22 protein-coding genes and 2 tRNA genes are annotated in these 23493 nt (G+C 36.8%); 12 read left to right on the forward strand and 12 right to left on the reverse strand.

Annotated elements, in window-relative coordinates:
• Together A0F92_RS05870 and A0F92_RS05875 are read left to right on the forward strand one after the other, a co-directional pair.
• Positions 1–993, forward strand: a complete 993-nt coding sequence (locus tag A0F92_RS05870; RefSeq protein WP_068242748.1) for a sugar phosphate nucleotidyltransferase — start codon at positions 1–3, stop codon at positions 991–993.
• A gap of 57 nt (positions 994–1050) precedes the next feature.
• Positions 1051–2010 carry an NAD(P)H-dependent flavin oxidoreductase gene (locus A0F92_RS05875; RefSeq protein WP_167516841.1) on the forward strand — a complete coding sequence of 320 codons (960 nt, stop codon included), beginning with the start codon at positions 1051–1053 and terminating at the stop codon, positions 2008–2010.
• A gap of 49 nt (positions 2011–2059) precedes the next feature.
• Here A0F92_RS05875 and A0F92_RS05880 read toward each other — a convergent pair whose 3' ends face one another.
• The 4 genes from A0F92_RS05880 to A0F92_RS05895 all read right to left on the reverse strand — a co-directional run bounded on the left by A0F92_RS05880 (position 2060) and on the right by A0F92_RS05895 (position 6632).
• Positions 2060–3391 (reverse strand): ABC transporter permease, encoded by a 1332-nt coding sequence (locus A0F92_RS05880; RefSeq protein WP_068242755.1) that lies wholly within the window; start codon positions 3389–3391, stop codon positions 2060–2062.
• 96 nt (positions 3392–3487) lie between these two features.
• Positions 3488–4423 (reverse strand): ABC transporter ATP-binding protein, encoded by a 936-nt coding sequence (locus tag A0F92_RS05885; RefSeq protein WP_068242858.1) that lies wholly within the window; start codon positions 4421–4423, stop codon positions 3488–3490.
• Between the two features lie 137 nt (positions 4424–4560).
• The gene (locus A0F92_RS05890; protein WP_068242758.1) at positions 4561–6219 is read right to left on the reverse strand and encodes an NAD(P)/FAD-dependent oxidoreductase; all 1659 of its coding nucleotides are present in this window, start codon (positions 6217–6219) and stop codon (positions 4561–4563) included.
• 38 nt (positions 6220–6257) lie between these two features.
• Complete coding sequence (locus A0F92_RS05895) at positions 6258–6632, reverse strand: DUF3127 domain-containing protein (RefSeq protein WP_068242761.1); 375 nt, start codon at positions 6630–6632, stop codon at positions 6258–6260.
• A 113-nt stretch (positions 6633–6745) separates the two neighbouring features.
• Here A0F92_RS05895 and A0F92_RS05900 point away from each other — a divergent pair, with 113 nt between their 5' ends.
• The 7 genes from A0F92_RS05900 (at position 6746) to A0F92_RS05930 (ending at position 12180) form a co-directional block, all read left to right on the forward strand.
• On the forward strand, positions 6746–7489 hold the full coding sequence (locus A0F92_RS05900) for a 5'-nucleotidase C-terminal domain-containing protein (RefSeq protein ID WP_068242765.1): 744 nt from the start codon (positions 6746–6748) through the stop codon (positions 7487–7489).
• Entirely contained in the window at positions 7482–8411 is a 930-nt protein-coding gene (locus tag A0F92_RS05905) for a bifunctional metallophosphatase/5'-nucleotidase (RefSeq protein ID WP_068242769.1), read from the forward strand. The genes A0F92_RS05900 and A0F92_RS05905 overlap by 8 nt, the downstream gene beginning before the upstream one ends.
• 140 nt (positions 8412–8551) lie before the next feature.
• On the forward strand, positions 8552–9979 hold the full coding sequence (gene dnaA, locus A0F92_RS05910) for a chromosomal replication initiator protein DnaA (protein ID WP_068242772.1): 1428 nt from the start codon (positions 8552–8554) through the stop codon (positions 9977–9979).
• A 111-nt stretch (positions 9980–10090) separates the two neighbouring features.
• A tRNA-Ser gene (locus A0F92_RS05915) sits at positions 10091–10179 on the forward strand.
• Positions 10180–10225: 46 nt separating this feature from the next.
• Positions 10226–10299, forward strand: a tRNA-Pro gene (locus tag A0F92_RS05920).
• Between the two features lie 127 nt (positions 10300–10426).
• Complete coding sequence (locus tag A0F92_RS05925) at positions 10427–11473, forward strand: sensor histidine kinase (RefSeq protein WP_068242775.1); 1047 nt, start codon at positions 10427–10429, stop codon at positions 11471–11473.
• Positions 11473–12180 (forward strand): LytR/AlgR family response regulator transcription factor, encoded by a 708-nt coding sequence (locus A0F92_RS05930; protein ID WP_068242778.1) that lies wholly within the window; start codon positions 11473–11475, stop codon positions 12178–12180. Before A0F92_RS05925 ends, A0F92_RS05930 begins: the two co-directional genes overlap by 1 nt.
• Positions 12181–12329: 149 nt before the next feature.
• Here the strand turns inward: A0F92_RS05930 and A0F92_RS05935 are convergent, their stop codons facing one another.
• Positions 12330–14942 carry a TonB dependent receptor gene (locus tag A0F92_RS05935; protein WP_068242781.1) on the reverse strand — a complete coding sequence of 871 codons (2613 nt, stop codon included), beginning with the start codon at positions 14940–14942 and terminating at the stop codon, positions 12330–12332.
• Between the two features lie 311 nt (positions 14943–15253).
• On the opposite strand from A0F92_RS05935, the gene A0F92_RS05940 reads away from it, so the two are divergent.
• On the forward strand, positions 15254–15805 hold the full coding sequence (locus tag A0F92_RS05940; protein WP_068242784.1) for a hypothetical protein: 552 nt from the start codon (positions 15254–15256) through the stop codon (positions 15803–15805).
• Positions 15806–15962: 157 nt separating this feature from the next.
• Here the strand turns inward: A0F92_RS05940 and A0F92_RS05945 are convergent, their stop codons facing one another.
• Together A0F92_RS05945 and A0F92_RS05950 are read right to left on the reverse strand one after the other, a co-directional pair.
• A complete protein-coding gene (locus A0F92_RS05945) occupies positions 15963–16340 on the reverse strand; it encodes a hypothetical protein (protein WP_068242787.1) in 378 nt (125 codons plus the stop codon).
• Between the two features lie 294 nt (positions 16341–16634).
• Positions 16635–17873: a serine hydrolase domain-containing protein gene (locus tag A0F92_RS05950; RefSeq protein WP_167516842.1), complete on the reverse strand. Its 1239-nt coding sequence runs from the start codon at positions 17871–17873 to the stop codon at positions 16635–16637.
• Between the two features lie 287 nt (positions 17874–18160).
• On the opposite strand from A0F92_RS05950, the gene A0F92_RS05955 reads away from it, so the two are divergent.
• Positions 18161–18640, forward strand: coding sequence for a DUF421 domain-containing protein (locus A0F92_RS05955; RefSeq protein ID WP_253810213.1), 480 nt, complete (start codon positions 18161–18163; stop codon positions 18638–18640).
• Between the two features lie 123 nt (positions 18641–18763).
• Here A0F92_RS05955 and A0F92_RS05960 read toward each other — a convergent pair whose 3' ends face one another.
• The 5 genes from A0F92_RS05960 to A0F92_RS05980 form a co-directional block, all read right to left on the reverse strand.
• Complete coding sequence (locus tag A0F92_RS05960; protein WP_068242790.1) at positions 18764–19396, reverse strand: outer membrane beta-barrel protein; 633 nt, start codon at positions 19394–19396, stop codon at positions 18764–18766.
• Between the two features lie 47 nt (positions 19397–19443).
• Positions 19444–20082, reverse strand: coding sequence for a DUF4136 domain-containing protein (locus tag A0F92_RS05965; protein ID WP_068242793.1), 639 nt, complete (start codon positions 20080–20082; stop codon positions 19444–19446).
• A 179-nt stretch (positions 20083–20261) separates the two neighbouring features.
• Positions 20262–20507: an ATP synthase F1 subunit epsilon gene (gene atpC, locus A0F92_RS05970; RefSeq protein WP_068242796.1), complete on the reverse strand. Its 246-nt coding sequence runs from the start codon at positions 20505–20507 to the stop codon at positions 20262–20264.
• A gap of 28 nt (positions 20508–20535) precedes the next feature.
• Positions 20536–22041 (reverse strand): F0F1 ATP synthase subunit beta, encoded by a 1506-nt coding sequence (gene atpD / locus A0F92_RS05975; protein WP_068242799.1) that lies wholly within the window; start codon positions 22039–22041, stop codon positions 20536–20538.
• A gap of 162 nt (positions 22042–22203) precedes the next feature.
• Positions 22204–22845: a DsrE family protein gene (locus A0F92_RS05980; RefSeq protein ID WP_068242802.1), complete on the reverse strand. Its 642-nt coding sequence runs from the start codon at positions 22843–22845 to the stop codon at positions 22204–22206.
• Between the two features lie 337 nt (positions 22846–23182).
• On the opposite strand from A0F92_RS05980, the gene A0F92_RS05985 reads away from it, so the two are divergent.
• Positions 23183–23493 (forward strand): hypothetical protein (locus tag A0F92_RS05985; protein WP_167516843.1); only part of this gene is annotated, 311 nt, incomplete at its 3' end.

Consider the following 23493-nt stretch of genomic DNA (forward strand, 5'->3'; position numbering starts at 1 on the left):
ATGAAAGCAATCATACCTGTTGCTGGTGCTGGTACTAAATTAAGGCCCCACACCTATACACAACCCAAAGCATTAATACCCATTGCAGGTAAAACCATATTAAGTTTTATTGTTGACCAATTGCATGAAGCCGGCATCAATGAATTTATTTTTATAGTAGGTTATTTAGGCGAAAAAATTCAAGAATATGTTGCCCAAACTTACCCTCATTTAATCACACACTTTGTTTACCAGAATGAAAGACAGGGCACCGGGCATGCCATTGAATTAACCAAAAATATTGTAGGTGATGATGAAGTGTTTGTAACCCTGGGAGATACAATTTGCGAATTTGATGTAAAAGAAGTTTTAAACAGCCCTCATAGCATGTTGGGTGTAAAAAAAGTAGATGATCCCAGACATTTTGGTGTAGCAGCAATTGATGAAAATGGATTTATTGAGCAAGTGGTAGAAAAACCTGCTATCCCTAAAAGCAATATGGCATTGGTGGGTCTTTATAAAATTAAAGAAACCAATTTTTTGTATGAATGTCTACATCACATTTTTACGCAAAACATCCGAACCCTGGGTGAATATAATTTAACTGATGCATTGGAATGTATGATTGCAAGGGGTGCAAAATTTCAATCTTTTAAAGTAAAAAACTGGTTCGATTGTGGTAAAAAAGAAACACTTTTAGAAAGTAATGCCACTTTATTAAAAAAATTTGGCGGCAAAACTGATGATACAGCTAAATTAGAAAATACCATTATTATTCCACCGGTTAGTATTGGTGCAGGTTGTACCTTAAAAAATGCCATTGTAGGCCCGCATGTAGCGATTGGTGCCAATACCCATATTCAATTTTCTATTTTGCGTGATAGCATTATTGGCTCTTATACACATTTATTTGAAGTAGTACTCGATAATTCGCTGATTGGGAGCGATGCTTCAGTAAAAGGTTTAAGCCGAAGTTTAAATATTGGCGATAATACTGAAATTGATTTCGGATAACGAAAATATGATAATTAATATTTATCCGGTATTTTATATAATGAATTAATGTATGCTATGTTTTCGAACAGGATTACAAAGCTTTTCTCTATTGAGTATCCCATCATTCAGGCAGGTATGGTATGGGCCAGTGGGTGGAAATTAGCAGCTGCCGTAAGCAATGCAGGTGGATTAGGAATTATTGGCGCAGGCAGCATGTATCCTGAAGTTTTAAAAAAACATATACAACAATGCAAAAAAGCAACCGGAAAACCTTTTGCAGTGAATTTGCCTTTAATGTATCCGGATATTGACCAGCATATTGCTATCATTATTGAAGCGCAGGTACCCATTGTTTTCACCAGTGCAGGAAATCCAAAAACCTTTACCCCACTTTTAAAAAGCAAAGGCATTACCGTTGTTCATGTTGTAAGCAGCAGTTTGTTTGCACAAAAAGCAGTAGCTGCAGGTGTTGATGCGGTAGTTGCAGAAGGTTTTGAAGCAGGTGGGCACAATGGAAGAGAAGAAACAACCACCTTTGTTTTAATCCCTTTGGTTCGTAAAGCAATCAACATTCCGGTAATTGCTGCAGGAGGCATTGCTACCGGAAGACAAATGCTTGCTGCCATGGTATTGGGCGCCGATGGAGTACAGATTGGAAGTAGGTTTGTATGCACACCAGAAGCCTCCTCACACATCAACTTCAAGCAAAAAATAATAGCAGCAAAAGAGGGTGATACTGTTTTAAGCCTGAAAAAACACATACCTGTCCGACTATTAAAAAACCCGTTCTACCAACAAATTCATGAAGCAGAAATGAATGGAGCCGATGCTGCCACATTACAACAACTACTAGGGAAAGGACGTGCTAAAAAAGGTATGTTTGAAGGCGATATGGAAGAAGGTGAATTAGAAATTGGCCAGGTAAGTGCTTTAATTGATGATATAAAACCGGCCGCTGATATTGTCCATGAAATATGGAACGAATTTAATGTTGCATTACAACAGCCACTGGTATTTTCCGATAATATTATATAAAAAAACAGGCAGCCCAAAAGCTGCCTGATTCATCATTACAAAATATTTTTTAATTCTTGATAAATGCCCATTTCCACATCTCTTTCCATGTAGGTTTTTTTCCATACATTAAAATACCCACTCTGTAAATTTTTGCAGCCAGCCAGGTAGTGGCTAAAAAACCGCCCACCAGCAAAGTCATACTCAACAATAATTGCCAAAGTGGAACACCATCAGGCACACCATGTGCAATACGGGCCATCATAACTATGGGCGATGTAAGTGGAAACATGCTGCCAAATACCGCCAATGAACTGTTGGGCTCATTCACTGCTTTTGTCATAATAACCATTGCAAAAATAATGGGCATTGTAATAGGCAATAACAAACTTTGTGCATCCTGCGGATCTTCATTCACGGCACTACCCACAGCCGCAAATAATGAAGCATACAGTAAATAACCACCAAGAAAATAAAATATGAATGTGCCAATAATGAAAGGAAAATTAATGGTACTTAATCCGGCCATTACTTCCTGTAACCCGCCACTATTTTTCATGGAAGCAGCAGCCTGCATTGCACCCGGTTGCATAGGCAGCTCAGTTGTCTGTTGACCAATCTGCGGAAATATAAAAGGAAGTAACATGGTTAATCCGAGAATTAACACAATCCAAATAATAAATTGAACCAGACCTACGGCACCAATACCGGTTATTTTTCCCATCATTAATTTAAATGGTTTAACACTGCTCACAATTACCTCGGCAATGCGATTCATTTTTTCTTCCATTACACCACGCATAACCATTGTTCCATAAATAAACAGAATAATATATATTAAGAACCCGCTAAAATAACCTACCCCATAACTAACCCCGGCTTTGGCATCAGAGTCTTTTTTTCCTTCCAGACTTGTAAACTGTAAAGTATTTGCATTTTGTATGCTATCAATTTGTTTTTTATTCAGGTTCAATGCAATTAACCTTTTTTCTTCCAATAAATCAGAAAATTTTTTTTGAATTTTTTCGCGTGTCAGCAACCCGATAGATTTATCTGATTTTAATGAGAGGGTATCAAACCCCATAATATTATAATGCGCGGGTACAAGAATATAGCCGGTAATCTTTTTTTGTAGTATTTGATTATCCAAATCGTTTAAAGATGCATCTTTCAAGATAATGAACTGTACATCATCACTATGTTTCGGCAAAATATTATCCATAATATGTGCACGGTCTACAATTGCAATTTGAATATTATCACTCGTTTTAACTGAGAAATAAATAATCAGCGCATAAAAACCAAAAATGAAGAGTGGCAATAAAATAGTGGTTAATAGAAATGTTTTCTTTTGTACCCGGCTTAAAAATTCTCGGCGGGCTATTAAAAAAGTTTTATTCATACTGTTAATTTAAATCGTTTTAAATGGAATAGATGATGCATAAACTTTTGAAAATACGGTTGAATCATTTTGTTGTAATGAATCAATAAAAATTAACTATTGTACTGTTTCAAAACTTCTTGCAGCACTATGTGTTGATTCAACCAATTGAATAAATATATCATTCAGTGATGGTAATATTTCATTGAAAGCAACCACATTTACATTTTGTGCAATAAAAAACTGCAATACATCATTGCTCCTAAACCCGGAATGAATAATCAGGGTAAAATCATTGCCTTTCTGATGCACGACTTCAAAAGATGGATGTATAAGACTTGCAGGAGCCGTGTCAAAAGCAATATTAAAGGTATGCTGTTTAAACTGTTGTTTAATATCCTGTACTTTACCATCCAGAATTTTCTTACCCAGATTAACTAAAACAATATGGTTACAAATTTCCTCTACCTGCTCCATACGATGCGTACTGAAAATAACGGTACTGCCTTGTTGTGCCAACCGGTAAATTTCATCTTTTATCAAATTAGCATTCACCGGATCTAAGCCACTAAAAGGTTCATCTAATATAATTAATTTAGGCTCGTGTAAAACAGTGGTAACAAATTGTAGTTTTTGGCTCATCCCCTTACTCAGGTCTTCCACCTTTTTATTCCACCAGCTTTCCATTTCTAACTTCTTAAACCAAAAACGAATTTTGGAAAGTGCTTCTGCCCTGCTTAATCCTTTTAATTGTGCCAGGTATAAAGCCTGCTCTCCTATTTTCATTTTTTTATACAAACCCCGTTCCTCCGGCATATACCCAATTTTAACCGTATCATCTAAGGGATTAAATGGTTTGCCATCAAATGTTATTTCACCTTCATCCGGATAAATGATGCCCGTTATCATGCGCAGCAAAGTAGTTTTACCGGCACCATTGGGTCCCAGCAAGCCAAATATGCTGCCAGCTTCAATTTCAAAACTAATATCATCTACCGCTTTTTGGGTAGCATAATATTTTTTTAAATGGTGTAATTGCAAAATAGCATTCATAACATTGTAATAATTAATGTTGGGTTCATGATTGATTGGAATAAACAACCATTAGCAATTTTAATATATTTTATTGAAATAACGTATTAAATATTTTAAGTGTTATGAATAATTGAGCAGTCGGTATACAATACCTTTTATACATACTGTTGTGCAATAGCAGCCGCAACCAACTCACCATCAATGGCGGCGCTAACAATACCTCCGGCGTATCCGGCGCCTTCCCCACAAGGATATAGATATTGAATTTGCGGATGTTGCAATGTATGGGCATTTCGAGGAATACGTACCGGTGAAGATGTACGACTTTCAGTAGCTACCACCACTGCTTCATTGGTTAAGTAACCTTTCATTTTTTTACCGAAATTTTTAAACCCTTGTTGCAATGATTGATAAATAAAATCAGGAAGAACGCCTTTTAAATCTACAGATTGCAGACCGGGTATGTAACTACAATCGGGTAAAGAGGATGACATTTTATTATTTGTAAAATCAATTAATCGTTGAGCAGGTGCAACAAAATGACCACCACCTGCTGTAAAAGCCAATTGCTCAACCCATTGCTGAAAATACAACAGTGCCAATGGATGCTGTTCAGGTGGAATTACTTTAGAAGGAATAGATAATGCAACCTGTTGTTCCCGATACCAATTTTCATGTTGCTGCAACCAATGCGCTGCATCTTTTAAACCAACCTGTACTACCATACCGCTATTGGCAAATGGATTATTGCGCTTAGAAGGGCTCCACCCATTCACCACCAATTCGTTGGGTGATGTTGCTGAAGGTGCAATAATGCCGCCGGGACACATACAAAAACTAAATACCCCTCTTCCATTTACCTGTTCTACCAAACTATAAGCAGCAGGCGGCAAATATGGATCTCTGTTACTTACAGTATTATTAGCATCAGGAATGGGGCAATGGTACTGAATGGCATCTATCAACGCCTGCGGATGTTCTACACGTACACCCAATGCAAAAGGTTTAGCTTCTATCCCTATTTTTTTTTGGAAAAACAAATGAAAAATATCTCTGGCCGAATGCCCTGTTGCCAGAATTACCGCATCTGCTTTCCAAACTGCATTGTTTGCTGTGAGAACGCCTTTTATTTGATTGTGCTCTATCAAAAAATCAACCACACGCTGTTCAAAATAGCAAGCGCCTCCGGCATCAATAATTTGCTGCCGCATCGCAGTAATAATATGTGGCAATTTATTGGTACCAATGTGCGGATGGGCCTGGTATAAAATTTTTTCATCTGCCCCAAATTGCACAAACAATTGTAAAATTCTGTTTACATCACCCCGCTTGGTACTTCGGGTATATAATTTACCATCACTGTAAGTACCGGCTCCCCCTTCCCCAAAACAATAATTACTATCTGTATGTACAATACCTTCTTTATTGAGCCTGGCTAAATCTCTTCTTCTTTCCCTAACTGCTTTTCCCCGTTCCAGGATAATGGGTTGAATGCCTTTTTCAATTAATGAAAGCGCTGCAAATAAACCTGCAGGGCCAGCGCCAATAATAATCACTTTTTTTGTGGCATGATGTACAGAAGGAAATTGAATAATATGGCGTGGCCTTTCGATAAAAGGTTCATCCACATGTACCCGAATGGTTTTATTCATCCATACCTGCTGCCTGCTTCGAGCATCCATTGATTCTTTTTCAACAAAAAAACCACTCAGTCGTTCAGGTGCAATGCCCAGTTCTTTTGCCAGATAATTTTCTACAAATAAGGCATCGGCTGCCTGTGCAGGTGTTAAACGAAGTGAAATACTTTTTTGCATGTTGATAGGTTTTTATCCTATAAAACCATGTACATTTTTTAGAACGGCAAATCATCTGCTATCATATCAGCAGCCGGCGCATCAGGAATATAATCGCCGGTTGCAGTATTACCTTCAGATAGTTTGGCCGATTCCATTCTCCAGGCATCTAAATTGGTAATATAATTTTCCTTACCATCTTTTACCCATTTGGTGCCTTTAATATTAAACAGCACTTTTACAGTTTCGCCAAGGGTAAATCTATCAGGCATTGCAGTTTTATCCTGTACACATTGAAATTTTACATAGTTGGTAATGGTGCGTCCGCCAATATCTTCCGACTTTTCAATTACAAACTCACGTGTTTTAAAAGTTTCAGTGCGTTGCACAATATCAAAGCGGGCCACTAATTTTCCTGTAATCTCGTAACTCATAAAAATAATTTATTGCGGCAAAAGTAACTTTTTACAAATGCAATACCTTATCTAAAATTTATTCTTTTCGCAAAATAAATTTTGTATCTTACTTTTTCCAATACTACTGTTCTATGATGCGCTCTATTTTAAGTATTCTGACTTTTTATTTATTATACACACAAAGCCTTAGCGCACAGGCCATACAGGTCAATTATCAATATCATGCCATATATACTACTAATGAAAAAGATACAGTTGTGCAGCAATGGTTACAACCCTATGCCGATAGTCTGCACAATTACCTGAATCAGGTCATAGGGTTTTCATTAGAAAAAGTTTATAAAAAAAGTGGCGGAGGGCCATTGGGAAATTTTATTACGGAAGCCATGTTACAGCAGGCAACCTTACAAACCGGAACGAAGATTGATGCCGCATTTATGCATCCTGCCAGTATTAAAGGTTTTCTTCCGCAAGGCAATATAACCATTGGCACATTATATGCTATGTTTCCCTACACCAATCGTTTAGTTGTGCAACAAATAAGAGGAGATGTTTTACAATTATTTTTCGACAGGATGGCAACCGATGGCGGTTGGCCTGCCGCCGGCGTTCAATACGCTATTGATATTCATGGTAAGGCAAAAAAAATTATGATACAACAACAACCTATTGTACCCGACGCAGTATATAACATTGTGGTAACTGATTATATGGCTAATGGAGGAAGTAATTGTGGTATGCTGCGAATGCTGCCTGCCATTCATTTACAAACTACCGTATTAGAAACATGTAAAAATTACATTCAATCATTTACACAAAACAGTGAACCTATTGCTATCAAAAAAGAGGATAGCGTTACCAATATCTATGAATAGAAGAAACTTTATACAAAATACTGTGCAAGCCGGTCTGTTCACCGGTGCATTATTGCCTGTAGGTACTTTCTTTGCAAAAACTGCTGTAAATGAAACTTATCTTACCCTACTGCACACCAACGATACACATAGCAAACTATTTCCATTTGAAAAAGGCAGTGGCCCCTATGAAGGCATGGGCGGTATTGAAAGCAGAAAAAGAATCATTGAAAAAATAAAAAGTTCAGGATGGCCTACCCTATTATTAGATGCAGGCGACTTTTGTGATGATAGTGCTATTTATGATACTTTTAAAGGAAAGGCTGAATTAGAAGCCATGCGTTTATTGGGTTATGATGCTTTTACCTTAGGTGAAAAAGATTTTTTAGGAGGTATCGACAATCTTGCTACACAAATACAGGCCACGGGTATGAAACCTATCATTTGCAATTATGATTTTACGCATACTGCGCTTCAAAATTATTATCAGCCTTACACCATTATTCATAGAGAAAACCTGAAAATAGGAGTGCTGGGTGTATTACTGCCATTGCATGACAAAATTTCTATTTCAGGGATAGAAAATTTAGTTTACCTTGATGCGGTGGAACAAGCCAATAAAACAGCCAACATTTTACAACAGCAGCAATGTGATATCATCATATGTTTATCACATTTAGGTGATCGGTATGCTGATGGCCGAATCAGTGATGAAGTACTGGCAAAAAATAATGATTGTATTGATGTAATTATTGGCGGACATACACATAAATTTTTTAATCAACCACGTGTATATCAAAACAAAAGCAGTGGCCATACACTTGTAAATCAGGCAGGATGGGGCGGTATACAAATGGGGCAATTAGATTATGTATTCACCAATACAACCCATAAAAAATTAATTCGAACGCGAAACATTTTCATAAAGGAAAAAAAAGAATGAATAAAAAATTTTTTTTTCAACATAAAGTCTACATATTCGCAGTCCGTCTAAATTTTTTTGTGCAGTTTGATGCTGAGGTACTATATCGGGCATTCGAAAAAAATATTTCTTTAACTTATTGATAAATTGTTGCAAATAGTATGGTAAAAACTGCTGAATCAATCTGGGACAATTGCCTTAAAATTATTAAAGACATTGTAGAATGGCAACATTACAAAACCTGGTTTGAACCTATCAAACCCATTGAGCTTAAAAATAATGTGTTACTGATTCAGGTACCCAGCCAATTTTTCTATGAATATTTAGAAGAACACTACGTTAATTTATTAGCAAAAACACTAAAGCGTGAATTAGGAAAAGATGCCCGTTTAGAATACCGTATTATGGTAGACAGTGGCAATGGCCGCAATGGCAGTATGGACTTACCCGCCAGCGGCATGAAAATTTATGCCAACAATGAAATGAATTTTCCGCTGGTAATTGATAATCCGGTAAAAAATCCCTTCATTATTCCCGGGTTAAAGAAAATGCAAATAGACCCTCAGTTGAATGCATCTTACATTTTCGATTCATTTATTGAAGGCGATTGTAACCGTGTTGCCCGCAGGGCCGGAAAAACCGTAGCTGAAAAACCAGGCGCCAATTCATTCAACCCATTGGTAATTTATGGTGGCGTGGGTTTGGGTAAAACACATTTGGCACAAGCTATTGGAAATGAAGTGAAACGATTGCATCCCGGTAAAGTAGTGTTATATGTAAGTAGTGAAAAATTTATTAATCAGTTTCAGGACCACAGCCGTAATAATGCCATCAACGATTTCATTCATTTTTACCAGTTAATAGATGTATTGATTATTGATGATGTGCAATTTTTTAATCGTGCTGAAAAATCGCAGGATGCCTTCTTTGCCATTTTTAACCATTTACACCAAAGTGGCAAACAATTGGTACTTACTTCCGATAAATCGCCGAAAGATTTAGACGGCATGCAGGAACGCCTGTTAAGCCGTTTCCGCTGGGGCTTAAGCACCGATTTGCAATTACCCGATTATGATACCCGTATTGAAATTTTAGAACATAAAATGAAGAACGACGGGTTAGACATGAGTAAAGAGGTAGTAAAATATGTGGCCTACAATATTAATACCAATGTAAGAGAATTAGAAGGAGCCTTAATATCGTTATTGGCACAATCGTCTTTAAACAAGAAAGAAATTGATTTAGAGTTGGCTAAAAAGGTACTACGCAATTTTGTAAAAACCAGCAGTAAAGAAATTACCATAGAAGCCATTCAGAAAATGGTATGCGAATATTTTGATGTACCTTATGAACGTTTATTACATAAAACCAGAAAGCGTGAAATAGTACAGGCCCGGCAAATTACCATGTACTTAGCCAAAGCTTTTACCAAAAACTCATTAAAAACCATTGGAGAACATTTTGGCGGAAGAGATCATACCACCGTTATTCACTCCTGCCAAACGGTAAAAGATTTAATGGATACCGATACCATATTCAGAGAAAATGTAATGGAATTAACGCAAAAAGTGCAGTTAGCTGCTATGTAATGGGTCAAAAAAAATAAAGGCCAAAAAATATTTTAAGAATTAGCAAAGCTGATTTTAGGATTTTACAACTGGTGTCCCTATTTTTGCAACCCCAAACGAAAGAATGGGAATGGTGAGGTGGGTGAGTGGCTCAAACCAGTAGTTTGCTAAACTGCCGTACGGGTTAAACTGTACCGAGGGTTCGAATCCCTCCCTCACCGCAAAATATACGCACAAACAAAGTGCGTTTTTTTATCCATAGGGCTTCGGGAGGTAGTTCAGCCCGGTAGAATACCTGGTTTGGGACCAGGGGGTCGCAGGTTCGAATCCTGTCCTCCCGACAATAGCTTCAAAAAGGCAATCTTGCAAAAGGTTGCCTTTTTCTCTCATTTGGCATTTGGTCGCTAAAAAACAAGTTTTTGTCGCAGCTACATCAACATTCTATCATAACTACATTATTTTAGTACCATGAAACAACAGTGGTATGCAAAAAAATGGGTAGTCATTGCGATGCATATTGCTGCATGGACCCTCCTATTCTCTTTACCCTTTTTACTAAGGCCTTCCTATGAATCCAATAACGCTCATCAATCTAACAACCATAACGATTCGTTTTCGTTAATGAAATATGTGCTTACCAGCTGGCTATGGGCTGCCTTTTTTTATTTGAATGCTTATGTATTAATGCCCAAATTCATCTACAAAAAAAAGTATTGGGAATTTGCATTATTACAATTCATCATTTTTGTTATACAGATTATTTTTGACTGGATATTATTTGAAACATTTTTAACAGGAAGAAACTATCAATTAAAACCCGCTATCCTATTTGTATTTTTTCCTTACATCTTTATGCTGGCTACCAGTACCGCATATAGAATGATTAGCGATAAAATAAAATACGACCATATATTCCAACAAAAAGAAAAAGAAAATTTAACTACAGAGCTTTCCTTTTTAAGATCGCAGGTTAGCCCTCATTTTATGTTTAATGTACTGAACAATATGGTAGCTATGGCAAGAAAAAAGTCTGACCTGCTGGAGCCATCACTCATTAAATTATCCTCTTTAATGCGTTATATGTTATACGAAGCCGATGAAGAAAAAGTACCACTTGAAAAAGAAACAGAATACCTTCAAAGCTATATTGATTTGCAGCAACAGCGCTTTGGAAATAATGTGTCCGTTAATTTTTATACGGAAGTGCCTGATAAAAGTTATACTATAGAACCGATGCTTTTAATTCCATTTGTTGAAAATGCTTTTAAACATGGCACAGGCATTATTGATAACGCTACGATAAATATTGAACTAAAAGCAAAAAACAATTTGCTTCAATTTATGGTAAGCAACAAATTCAATCCTGCTTCAAATGAAATAAAAGATAAAACCTCCGGTATTGGATTAACGAATGTTGAAAGAAGATTGAACTTGTTATATGGTGAAAGTCATTCGCTTTTGATTACAAAAAATAACGATTGGTTTATGGTGTCATTACAATTAAACTTTCATTGATGATACATTGTATTGCTGTTGATGATGAACCCTTAGCACTTGAGCTTTTGGCAGATAATATTAGCCAATTGCCCTATTTACAATTAGAAGCTTCCTGCAATAATGCAATGGAAACCATGAAAGTATTACAAGCCAAGCCTATTGATCTTATTTTTTTAGATATACAAATGCCGGGGCTTACCGGTATTCAATTTATTCAAAGCCTGCCTAAAAAACCAATGATTATATTGGTTACCGCGTATGAAAAATTTGCACTGGAAGGTTTTAATCTGGATGTAGTAGATTATCTTGTAAAACCGGTATCGTTAGAAAGATTTGTGAAAGCTTGTAACAAAGCATGGGAGTTGTACCAACTCAAAAATACGCCTACACCTGCAGCCAATACGCCTAACTATTTTTTTGTAAATGTTGATTATACACTTTTGAAAATTACATTTACCGACATTATTTGGATAGAAGGGTTAAAAGATTACATTAAAATACACCTGCATAGCTCATCAAAACCGGTTATTACCAGAATGAGTATGAAAACACTGGAAGACGAATTGCCGGCTACACTATTTCTTAGAATTCATAAATCTTACTTTGTATCTATTGAACATATTACTGCCATAAAAAAAAGTAGCGTATTTATTGGCACTATTGAACTTCCGGTTGGCGATAATTACAAAGAAGCAGTTGCTGCTTTAACCGGCAAAACATCCTAACTTTTACCGTCATTCAACAAATTATTTTTTACCTAATACCTTTTGTAACAACTGCTTTTTAGTAAGTTGGAAACAATGAATACATCGTACAAAAAACAAACCGCCCCCAAAATTTGGAAGGCGGCTTTTGCTTGAAACAATCCTCCTGATTATTGAACACCCTGTAACGCGTCCATACCTGACGTATTTGTATTTTTTCTTTTAAATAAGGATACATCCATTTTTCCAAATCGATAAGTAAAGTTTAACCGCAACATTTGCGGGTTACGCAGCCTATTATAATCCTGTACAAAAAAGGCACTCTCTGAATATTGATCAGAATACCTTGAACGGAATATATCGCTAATACTTAAGCTAATGGTGGCTGCATCATTCTTTAAAAAGCTTCGGCTAATAGCAGCATCTACACTATAAAATGAACGAATATAACCCTGTGAAGCACTCTGCGATTGCATCATAGGCGGGCCCATTTGTTGTCCGCTATTGTTATTAACCGGCAAATTTGTTTTGGATTGATACAATCCGGTTAATTGTAATTTGAATTTAGCGGGTAATTTAAAATTATTGTTCACCTTACCAAACCAACTCCATAATGCAGCTTGCGAATTGCCAATAATATTGTTGGTATTGATTTGAGAATTGTAAATGTTTACATTCATCGTCATATCCCACCACTTGGTTAACTTGGTTACACCTGTTAATTCAGCACCTACTGTATAACTTGAATTGGCATTTACATAGGTGTTAATAATATCCTGCTTACCGGTTAAATAGTTTTGTGCAGTATCCAGGTATCTTGTTATCAAGCCCTCGGTATGTTTATAATATAAAGAAGCCAGGAAAGTATTATTATGAGGTAATGTTTTTAAATAGGATAGTTCAAATGAGCTGGTAAACTCAGGCACCAAGTTAGGATTACCTCTGGTAATGTTTAAGCTGTCTGAATAGTCGGTATATGGAATAAGCTGAAAAAAGTTGGGCCTGTTAATACGGCGTGTATAGCTGAATTGCACTTCATTATTACCTTTAAACTTCTGACTTAAAAAAACAGAAGGGAATAAACTAATGGGATAGCTATTACTAAAATGCTGCTGAGTGTTCAATAAATCGCCCGAATAATCTGAACGTTCAGCACGCAACCCTAACTGGTAACCAAAATTTTTAATGGCACTGGTAACCGATGCATAAGCTGCATATACATTATTGGTGTTTTTATAATTAATAGAGGCTGCATTAGATAATATAAAATTTTTACTTGTATTATCCATATAATAATTATCGGTTCCGTTGGTCAACTTTTGCTGTTGAAAACGCAAACCGGTTTCTATTTTCGATTTTTTACCAAAGGGTTTTACATAATCGGTTTGTGCAGTAAGAAACTGATTGTAGCCCGTACCAATGGTTTGTTGTTGTGTGTTATTATTGATTGCACTTCCTGCTCCATTCAAATAATAATTGGTGTTGTACAATACGTTATTAGAATTATTACCCGAGAAATAATTCATATCGGCAGTTAGGGTTTCACCTTCTTTTTTAAATAACTGCTTAAACCCAAACTGCGCACCGGTTCCATTAAAAATTCGTTTGGTATTGGCATATCGTTCGCTATATTGTGTAGTAGTACCTGTATTGAGTAAACTATCAATGTTTGTAGTTAAGAACTGATAAGGGCTCATATCTGCATGCACCCGAACCATGCCGGCCGAAAAAGATGTTCGGTTGGTCATAAAATAATCCAAACCTACTCTTCCAAATATAAAGCCCCCATTGTCTTTATCGGTTGATATTTGATGCACGGCAGTACTTGTATCGCCAAAGTTGTTACGGTCAGTTGTTCCAAAAGTTTTACCCTTGTTTTGGTTTACAAATGCCGAGGCATTAAAATTGAACTTTCCCTGACGAATATTAAAATCGGCACCTCCATTAATAGCACCATAACTGTCAACACCAGCACGCAAATTGCCATTATAACCGGTTTTTCTATTCTTCTTTAAAATAATATTCAAGATACCTGCACCACCACCTGATGCATCGTATTTGGCAGAAGGATTGGTAATTACTTCCACACTTTCAATAGCATCGGCAGGTATTTGATCAAGGGTTAAAGTAGTAGGCCTTCCTTCAATATATATTTGCGGTGTGGCATTACGCAGTGTTACATTTCCATCAATATCAACATTTACAGAAGGTACATTCTTCATTACATCTAAAGCAGTACCACCGGCATTCACAATATCTTTTTCAACATTATACACCTTCTTATCAATATCCATTTTCAAAGTAGGTTTAGAAGTAGCCGTTACTACCACTCCCTGCAATTGATTCACATCTTCAGCTAACTTAATATTGCCTAAATCTTTATCAAATGCATTCAATGCCTGGCTCATATCACCCATTGCAGGCTGATTGGCAGGTTTGGGCATACTAAAGCTTACATTTTGTTCTATCGACTTAAAGCCGGTTGCTGAAATCTTTAATTTCAACGTACCTATTATGGGCAACTCTTCAAAATTAAAGTCGCCATTGGCTTTTGTGGTAATACCTTTATACAACACTTCTTTCATTTTTTTGGTAGCAGCATCCATTCGGGTATGCAATAACAGCACGGTAGCATCATGAATTGGCTTTCCTGCACTATCTAATACCCGGCCATATATATGTCCAATGTTTGCAGCAGCTTGCGCTTTACCCATACCGGGCATTTGGCTAAAAACAGAAAAACTGAGTAGGGTTGCAGCAATAAGAACGATGGTTTTTTTCATAAACATTCATTATAAAGCACGAAATTATTAGTACGCACAACCATTTTAAGTGTAATTGCGACCATATTTGAAAATGTTGCGACGAAACGCATGTATTTGTACACTTTAATAATGAATTGGCAAACGTTTTATGAAACCCATAGCAATAAACCATATTAAATAAAAGATATTATTCATAAAAAAAATTGCTAAAAGGTTTGTATTATTCAATTATTTAGCTATCTTAACCATCTAACAGCACCTCTCATATCCCACGAAGCCTTTCACCATTCTTATCCTTAGTTTTTTAAACCTATAATACAACAACTACCATGAAAACAATGCTCACATTGGCCGTTTTGGCCTTTTTACTTTCCTGTAACCAGAAAAATGCGTCAAAAGTGGCGTCCACCTCATCTGTAAAAGATTCAATGGGAATGGCTATTCAATCTCCTTACCCAATTCTGTATTCTTCTAATTTTACAATGGGCAACCCAAAAAATGCCGAAAACCTATTAATGCTATGGAAGGATTGGGATGACGGTAATTTGCTTGCGCACAGAAATTTTTTCGCCGATTCAGTAACCATGTTTTTTGCAGATGGTTCTTCTATGCACTCCAGTAGTGACAGCGCTTTGGCACATGCACAGCGCGAAAGAAACAACCTAACTTCCTCTGTTAGTACCATCAACGCCATTATACCCGTAAAAAGTGTGGACAAAAATGAAAACTGGGCTTTGATATGGGGCAAAGAAGTAGATACGGATAAAAAAGGAAAAAAAGACTCCGCATATGTTCAGGAAACCTGGCGATTTAATAAGGACGGAAAGGTTGATTTATTCTATCAGTTTAAAGCAGCAGGCTCCCCTCCCAAAAAATCATAATAGCTATACAGCCCCCGGTTACGGGGCTTTTTTTTGCGTCCTAAAAATCAGTTTATCACAAGGGGTAAATCACAATATTTACTACTTCTGCTTCTACCTTTTCCTATCACACAAACACAATACCGCCTGTTGTAACATGCTACACCTTCTACTCCGGCTAAATACGTAAGGGTATGGCGGTAGGATGGGCAAAAATACCCGGAGGTATTTTTTGTTGCCATGGTGCAGATAGCAATGTAACGAGCTGTGCCAATGTTGTAGCTGTGCTTGCATTAGCCGGTTCTTCCCATTGTGGCGATAAGTATGCCTGCATCAGTAATTCAGTAGCCGCATATACACTATAGCCTTGTTTCAGCCACCGCATTACCTGACCTGTCATTTTTTGCTGCAAACCCTTTTGCCTCGGTAATTGTCGGTAAATTTTACTGGCAATGGGCGATGCTATTTGCAACCATTCACTGTATTGGCGTTGGGTAACAAAAGCAGGATCTTGCTGAAAACGATTTTTATCAATAGAGGTTTTGCTACGCACCAACTGGCGGCCTTTTATCGTATAAAAAGTAAGTTAGCCATAGGTACCGCTAATATGAAAATAAGCCAGGGTTGCCATTGTATATGGGTTTTTGTTATTTTCAATATACAACTTTCAGAGGGCGGTTTCCAAAATTTTTTTAGAGAAAAACATATAAAATTGAAGGCAAATGGTAAGCATACTGCATCTACCCTTCTACCTGTTTACAGCGTTGCGCAACGCTGTTGTATCGAATTTGTATAGAAGCAGGGTGGCACTCATCTGCCGGCGCATACAAGTATGCAACCACCTCTATAACTACCACCCACAATAGTGCATTACTGCCCTAAAAATTTGCTGACGGATAGGGGTAACATCAAAATACTTACCAGTGGGTAATAAACCCATATGCTGGCGATTAATCAGCAATATAATAGAAGTGTGGTATTGGGGTACTACCACAATGCTGGTGCCGGTAAAACCGGTATGCCCAAAACTACCTTCGGGTGCATTCTTCATAAATCTATCATTTGTATCCATCATCCAACCCAGTCCATTGTGGAAACGGTCCGGGGTAAAAAATGTTTGCAGAGTAGCCGGACTGATAAAAGGCTTTCCATCTATTTTTCCCTGATACAATAACATATCTACCAATTGTTGAATATCGTCGGCAGTAGAAAATAGTCCGGCAGCACCGGATACGCCACCATTGGCATACCAAGCATTCCCGTCATTCACCTCACCATTTAAAACATAATTACGCCAACCATTCCACGATTGCGGATTAATTTCTTTGTAAGAAAATCCAAGCGTACTATCATACACCATCCTTTTTTCAAACGGATTGCCAAAAGAAGTAGCAGCAAAGCTGTTGAACTTACCCGTTTTTAAAGGATTATAGATAGTTTGATACATTTTAAGAGGAAGAAATATTTTTTCCTGTTCAAACTGCTCGAAGGGCATACCTGAAACCACTTGAATAATTTCGCCAAGAATGGTAAACCCCAAATCGCTGTATTTTCGTTGCGCACCAATGGGGTACCGTAATGGCAATTGTGCTATCAATGAAAACACCTGTTGGCGGTTATTGGCCCGGTAAAATAAGGGATACCATTCATCTATACCCGAAGTATGGGTAAGCAGGTTTCGGATAGTGATGCTTTTCTTTTCAGGTGTATTAAAATCAGCAATATATTTAGAAACAGGATCATCTACCGATAACAAATGCCTGTCGGCCAAATACATCATAGCCGTTGTAGTGCCCACTACCTTTGTTAATGATGCCAAATCGAATAGGGTATTCATTTGCATTTTTTTCGGCTTGGCCAATAATTGATGATGATTATCATATAACCTTGCATAACCATAGGCTTGCCGGTATAGTATGTCATCATCTTTTTTAATAAGCACAACAGCACCGGGTATATGTTGTTGCTGCACCTGCGATTGCAGGATGCTATCAACCGTACGGATTAGTGTAGCTTTTTGCTGGAAACTTTGAGCCATAATAGAAATACCTATTAATTCCAAAATACAGATAAATAAAAACTTATACATATACTTTCAGTTTAAAATTGGGCCATTGTAATTGTGTAAAAAATTAATTTAAAATATAATGTTTCTTTATTATCCTACTCTTTGTACTAAAAGGTACAAGTTAGATGATTTTTGTGGAAATGAAGGGGAGTTTGGTTGCCCCCATTAATTACTGTTTTAAAATTATACATTAAAATAAGCACTACAATAAAACACTTACCCAAAAATTATTTTTCAATTGCCATATATGGATTTGTTACTTTTATATTTCCGAATACTCCTTTATTTATCAATAATATGCAACATGTATGCTTAGTACAATGATACCTTATCTTACCATTGCAGCAAAATCAACAGCTGTATATATATTCATTATAATAGTCATTCGCATTTTCGGAAAAAAAGAACGAGCACAGCTATCAGTTATAGACCTTGCCTTCATTTTACTCATCAGTAATAGTGTGCAAAATGCAATGGTAGGCGATAATACCAGCTTACCCGGAGGTATTGCGGCAGCAAGCGGACTATTTATCAGTAATTATATTTTAAAATTTTTATTAAGGCGCTCTGCACTATTTAGCAAAATTGTTCAGGGTGAAAAAATATTACTGATTCATGATGGTGTGGTTATTAAGGAGGGTTTAAAAAAATCCATGTTTAGTTTAGATGAGTTGGAAAGAGCCATCCGAGAGCATGGTGTAGATACAATATACAATAGAAGATGTAGATTCAGCCATTTTAGAAGTAGATGTCAATATCAGTGTTTTATCAAAAAACTATTCACATAAAACTGTAAAACCCAGAAAAAAGCCGCAGTTATCGCACAACCCTTAACCCTTTAAAAAAGAAAAGCCATTTCCTATCGGAAACAGCTTTTTAATTGCTTGCCAAACCGTTATGATAAAAATTAACTAATGTAATTGAAAAATAAGCCCGGCATGTATTCCCACCATATTCATGTTCATGGCATCACTCATGCCAAACCTGGTATAGTTGTATGACACGCCAATTTCAGCAGCTGTATTGGAATTATATCTGCTAAAAGGTAATTGAATACCCGCATCGGCCATTGCCGTAAATTTCCCACCGGATGTATTATTGGATGAAAATTCGCCTAAATATTGATTATAGGTTACAAAACTAATGCCTGCTCCGGCTGCAAGATAAGGCTGTATTAGTTTTGTAGTTCCCAAAAAAGGTGTAAAAGTAACTTTTGCCATAACGGGAACTGCCTGAATAGAATTAGAAAGTACGGCTGATATTTGTTGATTGGATGCCAGATTATACACTGTTCTCGGGTATTTCTGATAAAAATCCTGATAACCAAATCCAAGTCCTACTGCCCATTTATTGTTTAATCCTAATGAAACATCGCCCATTAATCCACGTGGCGATATATTGGAAACATAGTTTGATTTAAAGTTGCCCAATGGCAATCCTAAATTATAAGCGGCATTCAATTTTACAATGCCTCTTTGCGCCCATAAAGATGAGGCGGGCAGCAAACTAAACAATAACAACGTTAATATAATATATTTTTTCATATATTTTTTTTAATGGATGAATAATGTAACAATATGAATGAATGGTATTATTTGGCTTTTAAATAAGGCGACTGGCTAAATAAAGCCTGCACCTGACTGTCGGCGGTAGTAGCATCAGCAATACCTTCCCCTCGTATTAAGCCATTCCAAATAATCTTTATTTTTCCATTCGCCGCTGCATTTTTTAGATCTAACATATCAATAGAAAGTGCGCCGGAATTAATTTGGTAGGTACCATACATATAAGGAGAATAATAACCATATCCGCCATAGCCCCAATAAGTAGGATCATAATATCCACCGTAATAATCATAATAACTACTGTAATCAATTATTCCGGTAGTGGTGGTGTTAATATAGGTTACATTGATTCCTAAATCAGGGCTGGCAGATTTAGACACCAGGGTATAGCCGGCCTGTTGCATGTATTTGGTAATGGCATCAATAAAAGCCTGCCCGGTGGGTGTAAGCGATTTAGAGGATTGCCCATTGTCCACCACCGTTACAGAATCATCAATACTGAAAGTTTTGTAACTGCTAAAATTTACCGTTGAGTCTCTCTGTGTAATGTAAATGCGGGTATCGGGATTACTTAAATTGTTTACTGCGCTGTTTTTGGTACAACTTACCAAACCAAAAATAGCAAGCGCCCAAAAACCGGAGGTTAGTTTAAGATTATATTTCATACAGGAATTTTTTTTATGATATAAAATTAGTTTGTAGTTGATGCTTTAGATAATTTTTGTTGTTAATAGTTAACTGCTGCATAAGATTTTATGATTTTATTGACAATACCACAGTTAAGGCATAAAAAAAAGCACCCGATTGGGTGCTAAAAATTATTTTTTTTATTTTATAGTTAAGCTTAATGTACACCTTCTACCAGTACAGTTACTTTATTATTGAAAACTTCGGCAAAACCACCGGTAATGGTATAATGTTCGGTTTTTTGTTTATCGACCAACACTTTAATATTGCCTTTAGACAAGGCACTTACCAGTGGTGCATGTTTTTCAAGAATTTCAAATAATCCTGAAATACCTGGTAATTGAACACCATATACATTGCCACTGTATACTTTTTTTTCAGGCGTTAATATTTCTAACATCATAATATATCAATTATCGGAGGTGTTCAATTTAACTGCGGGCCTGAGCCAGTAATTTTTTACCTTTTTCAATGGCATCTTCAATAGTGCCTACCAAATTAAATGCAGCTTCAGGATATTCATCTACTTCGCCATCCATAATCATATTAAAGCCTTTAATGGTATCATTAATATCAACAAATACCCCTTTTAAACCGGTAAATTGTTCCGCCACATGGAAAGGTTGTGATAAGAAACGTTGTACCCTTCTTGCACGGGCTACTACTAATTTATCTTCATCACTCAACTCATCCATACCCAAAATGGCAATAATATCCTGTAACTCTTTATAACGTTGCAAAATTAATTTTACCCGGTTGGCACAATCATAGTGTGCATCGCCCACAATTGCAGGGGTTAAAATACGGGAAGTAGAATCCAATGGATCTACCGCAGGATAAATACCTAAGTCGGCAATTTTACGGCTTAATACAGTTGTAGCATCTAAGTGCGCAAAAGTAGTGGCAGGAGCCGGATCGGTTAAGTCATCCGCAGGTACATATACTGCCTGAACAGAAGTAATAGAACCGTTTTTGGTAGAAGTAATTCTTTCCTGCATTAAACCCATTTCAGTGGCCAAAGTAGGTTGATATCCTACCGCAGAAGGCATACGTCCTAATAAAGCTGATACTTCTGAACCTGCTTGTGTAAAACGAAAGATATTATCAACGAAAAACAGGATATCTCTTCCTTTTCCGGTACCATCACCATCGCGGAAATATTCGGCAATAGTTAAGCCGCTTAAAGCCACACGAGCACGGGCTCCGGGGGGTTCATTCATCTGGCCAAATACAAAAGTTGCTTTTGAGTCTTTCAATTCTTCAAGATTCACTTTGCTTAAATCCCAACCACCTGCTTCCATACTATGTTTAAAGGCATCACCATATTTCATAATGCCTGCTTCAATCATTTCACGCAACAAATCATTTCCTTCACGGGTTCTTTCACCTACACCAGCAAATACAGATAAACCGCCGTGGCCTTTGGCAATATTGTTAATCAGCTCCTGAATTAACACGGTTTTACCTACACCAGCACCACCAAATAAACCAATTTTACCACCTTTTGCATAGGGTTCAATCAGGTCAATTACTTTAATACCGGTATATAAAACTTCAGTTGCAGTACTTAAATTCTCAAACAATGGTGGTTTGTTGTGAATGGGGCGGCCATTTGTTTTTGATAACTGCGGTAAACCATCAATGGCATCTCCGGTAACGTTGAATAAACGACCATTAATACCTTCGCCAACGGGCATTGAAATGGCTTTTCCGGTATCAATCACTTCCATACCCCGTACCAAACCTTCGGTACCATCCATTGCAATGGTACGTACACTATCTTCACCCAAATGTTGTTGTACTTCCAAAACAAGGGTATCTCCATTGGGCTTTTTTATTTCTAATGCATTGTAAATTTCGGGCAAATCGTTCAGGTTGGGGAAATGAACATCCACAACGGCTCCAATAATTTGCTTAATATTACCTGTAGCGGCCATAAATAGACAGTTTTTTAAAATTTGCGGCAAAGGTAAGGGAATGAAGGTTTCAAATTCTAACCATTTTTTAATGATAGAATATTTTTTATAGAAACCCTTCCACTACTCTCAATTTCAAGGTGAACAGTTCGTTTATTTTGCTATATTATTTATTTCAAAATGCTATTCCGCCTTATCTTCATTATACAAAATATAGCCTTTCAACTGGTAGTAGGATAACATGGTTTGTGCTGATAAAGCCAACCCAATATTCGGTATCAATTCATCCATGTTCAGGTTTAACATGGTTAATGCCTGGCCACAGGCAATAAATTTTACCCCTTTATTTTGTAATTCTTCTATCAGAGGCAGATTGCTGTTGGGAACTTTATACATTAACCTATAATTATTATTCTTCAAAAGGGAAAACAATGCAGGCCCATGCACCAATACCACTACTTCTAAATTTTTAGCAGGTACACCGGAAGCCACATGCAGGTTCATTATCCTGCCCACTTCGGTAAATCCGGGGTTTTCAGTTTTTGCAGTTAGCGAATCGTTTGGGCCAACCGTTACATTGAATAAAAGTTTATAAGGCATATTTACATCAATGTTTTCTGTAATGCCTTTTACAGGAATAACACCCGTCCATAAGCTGCTTTGTATGTATGGATGAATGGCTAATTTCTCAAATTTAGCCTGCATACGAGCCTGCTTTTTAGTGAGTTTAATTTGTGCTTTGTCGGTGTTTTGAGCAAATAGGGTTTGTTGAATGCCTGCAAAAAATAAGGAACAGAATAGGATGTAAAGCGTAATATTTCGCATAGATAGTAGTTTAATTTGTTAAGATAAGCATTGCCTTGCTGTTGCAATGTTTTTTTTAAGAAAAAAGTTTAAAAATTTTAATGTTCTCCTGCTTTCAACCCCGCACACATGAATTTTATGTTATGAATGTTTTTGATGTTGATTAAACCCTTTTAAAGCACTTATTTTTGATGCTTTAATTTTTTATTAATGTTTAAAATTGAAAAACATTTTTCCACAACTAATTCATTAATTGAGTTTTGTTAGATTAATACAAATTATTAAATTTATTTTTTTAACTTATATTTAATTTTTGAAAGTATACACAAAACAACATTAATCACCTAAATATGCACCTATGGGAGAATTTTACACCAAACATTTTAAGTTATTATGGATTACACTGTTTTTGATGTCAGCAAGCCAAGCGCAGGTTAGTTTAATTACTTCGCCCTACATACAAAATTTCGATACAATTGGAACAGCATTACCAAATGGTTTTACAGTTAGAACCGGTGCTACCAATACAAACTTAGGAACCCCGATAGCCAGTTTTAATAGGGCTGCCACCAATTGGAATAGCACATCAGGCCGGTTTGGCAACTATGCTTCGGCTACCGGACTAACAGCCAGTACCCCACCTGCCACACAGTCGACTACCACCAACCG

It is taken from the genome of Hydrotalea flava, assembly GCF_001623405.1.
GTDB lineage: Bacteria > Bacteroidota > Bacteroidia > Chitinophagales > Chitinophagaceae > Hydrotalea > Hydrotalea flava.

What these genes read in the sequence shown, in the direction of transcription:
- A0F92_RS05905 (WP_068242769.1), top strand. Translation starts at nt 7,482, where the DNA reads ATGAATAGAAGAAACTTTATACAAAATACTGTGCAAGCCGGTCTGTTC.
- A0F92_RS05870 (WP_068242748.1), top strand. Translation starts at nt 1, where the DNA reads ATGAAAGCAATCATACCTGTTGCTGGTGCTGGTACTAAATTAAGGCCC.
- A0F92_RS05950 (WP_167516842.1), bottom strand. Translation starts at nt 17,873, where the DNA reads ATGTATAAGTTTTTATTTATCTGTATTTTGGAATTAATAGGTATTTCT.
- A0F92_RS05925 (WP_068242775.1), top strand. Translation starts at nt 10,427, where the DNA reads ATGAAACAACAGTGGTATGCAAAAAAATGGGTAGTCATTGCGATGCAT.
- A0F92_RS05960 (WP_068242790.1), bottom strand. Translation starts at nt 19,396, where the DNA reads ATGAAAAAATATATTATATTAACGTTGTTATTGTTTAGTTTGCTGCCC.
- A0F92_RS05955 (WP_253810213.1), top strand. Translation starts at nt 18,161, where the DNA reads ATGCTTAGTACAATGATACCTTATCTTACCATTGCAGCAAAATCAACA.
- atpC (WP_068242796.1), bottom strand. Translation starts at nt 20,507, where the DNA reads ATGATGTTAGAAATATTAACGCCTGAAAAAAAAGTATACAGTGGCAAT.
- atpD (WP_068242799.1), bottom strand. Translation starts at nt 22,041, where the DNA reads ATGGCCGCTACAGGTAATATTAAGCAAATTATTGGAGCCGTTGTGGAT.
- A0F92_RS05935 (WP_068242781.1), bottom strand. Translation starts at nt 14,942, where the DNA reads ATGAAAAAAACCATCGTTCTTATTGCTGCAACCCTACTCAGTTTTTCT.
- A0F92_RS05895 (WP_068242761.1), bottom strand. Translation starts at nt 6,632, where the DNA reads ATGAGTTACGAGATTACAGGAAAATTAGTGGCCCGCTTTGATATTGTG.
- A0F92_RS05940 (WP_068242784.1), top strand. Translation starts at nt 15,254, where the DNA reads ATGAAAACAATGCTCACATTGGCCGTTTTGGCCTTTTTACTTTCCTGT.
- A0F92_RS05890 (WP_068242758.1), bottom strand. Translation starts at nt 6,219, where the DNA reads ATGCAAAAAAGTATTTCACTTCGTTTAACACCTGCACAGGCAGCCGAT.
- A0F92_RS05885 (WP_068242858.1), bottom strand. Translation starts at nt 4,423, where the DNA reads ATGAATGCTATTTTGCAATTACACCATTTAAAAAAATATTATGCTACC.
- A0F92_RS05900 (WP_068242765.1), top strand. Translation starts at nt 6,746, where the DNA reads ATGATGCGCTCTATTTTAAGTATTCTGACTTTTTATTTATTATACACA.
- A0F92_RS05965 (WP_068242793.1), bottom strand. Translation starts at nt 20,082, where the DNA reads ATGAAATATAATCTTAAACTAACCTCCGGTTTTTGGGCGCTTGCTATT.
- A0F92_RS05980 (WP_068242802.1), bottom strand. Translation starts at nt 22,845, where the DNA reads ATGCGAAATATTACGCTTTACATCCTATTCTGTTCCTTATTTTTTGCA.
- A0F92_RS05875 (WP_167516841.1), top strand. Translation starts at nt 1,051, where the DNA reads ATGTTTTCGAACAGGATTACAAAGCTTTTCTCTATTGAGTATCCCATC.
- A0F92_RS05930 (WP_068242778.1), top strand. Translation starts at nt 11,473, where the DNA reads ATGATACATTGTATTGCTGTTGATGATGAACCCTTAGCACTTGAGCTT.
- A0F92_RS05880 (WP_068242755.1), bottom strand. Translation starts at nt 3,391, where the DNA reads ATGAATAAAACTTTTTTAATAGCCCGCCGAGAATTTTTAAGCCGGGTA.
- dnaA (WP_068242772.1), top strand. Translation starts at nt 8,552, where the DNA reads ATGGTAAAAACTGCTGAATCAATCTGGGACAATTGCCTTAAAATTATT.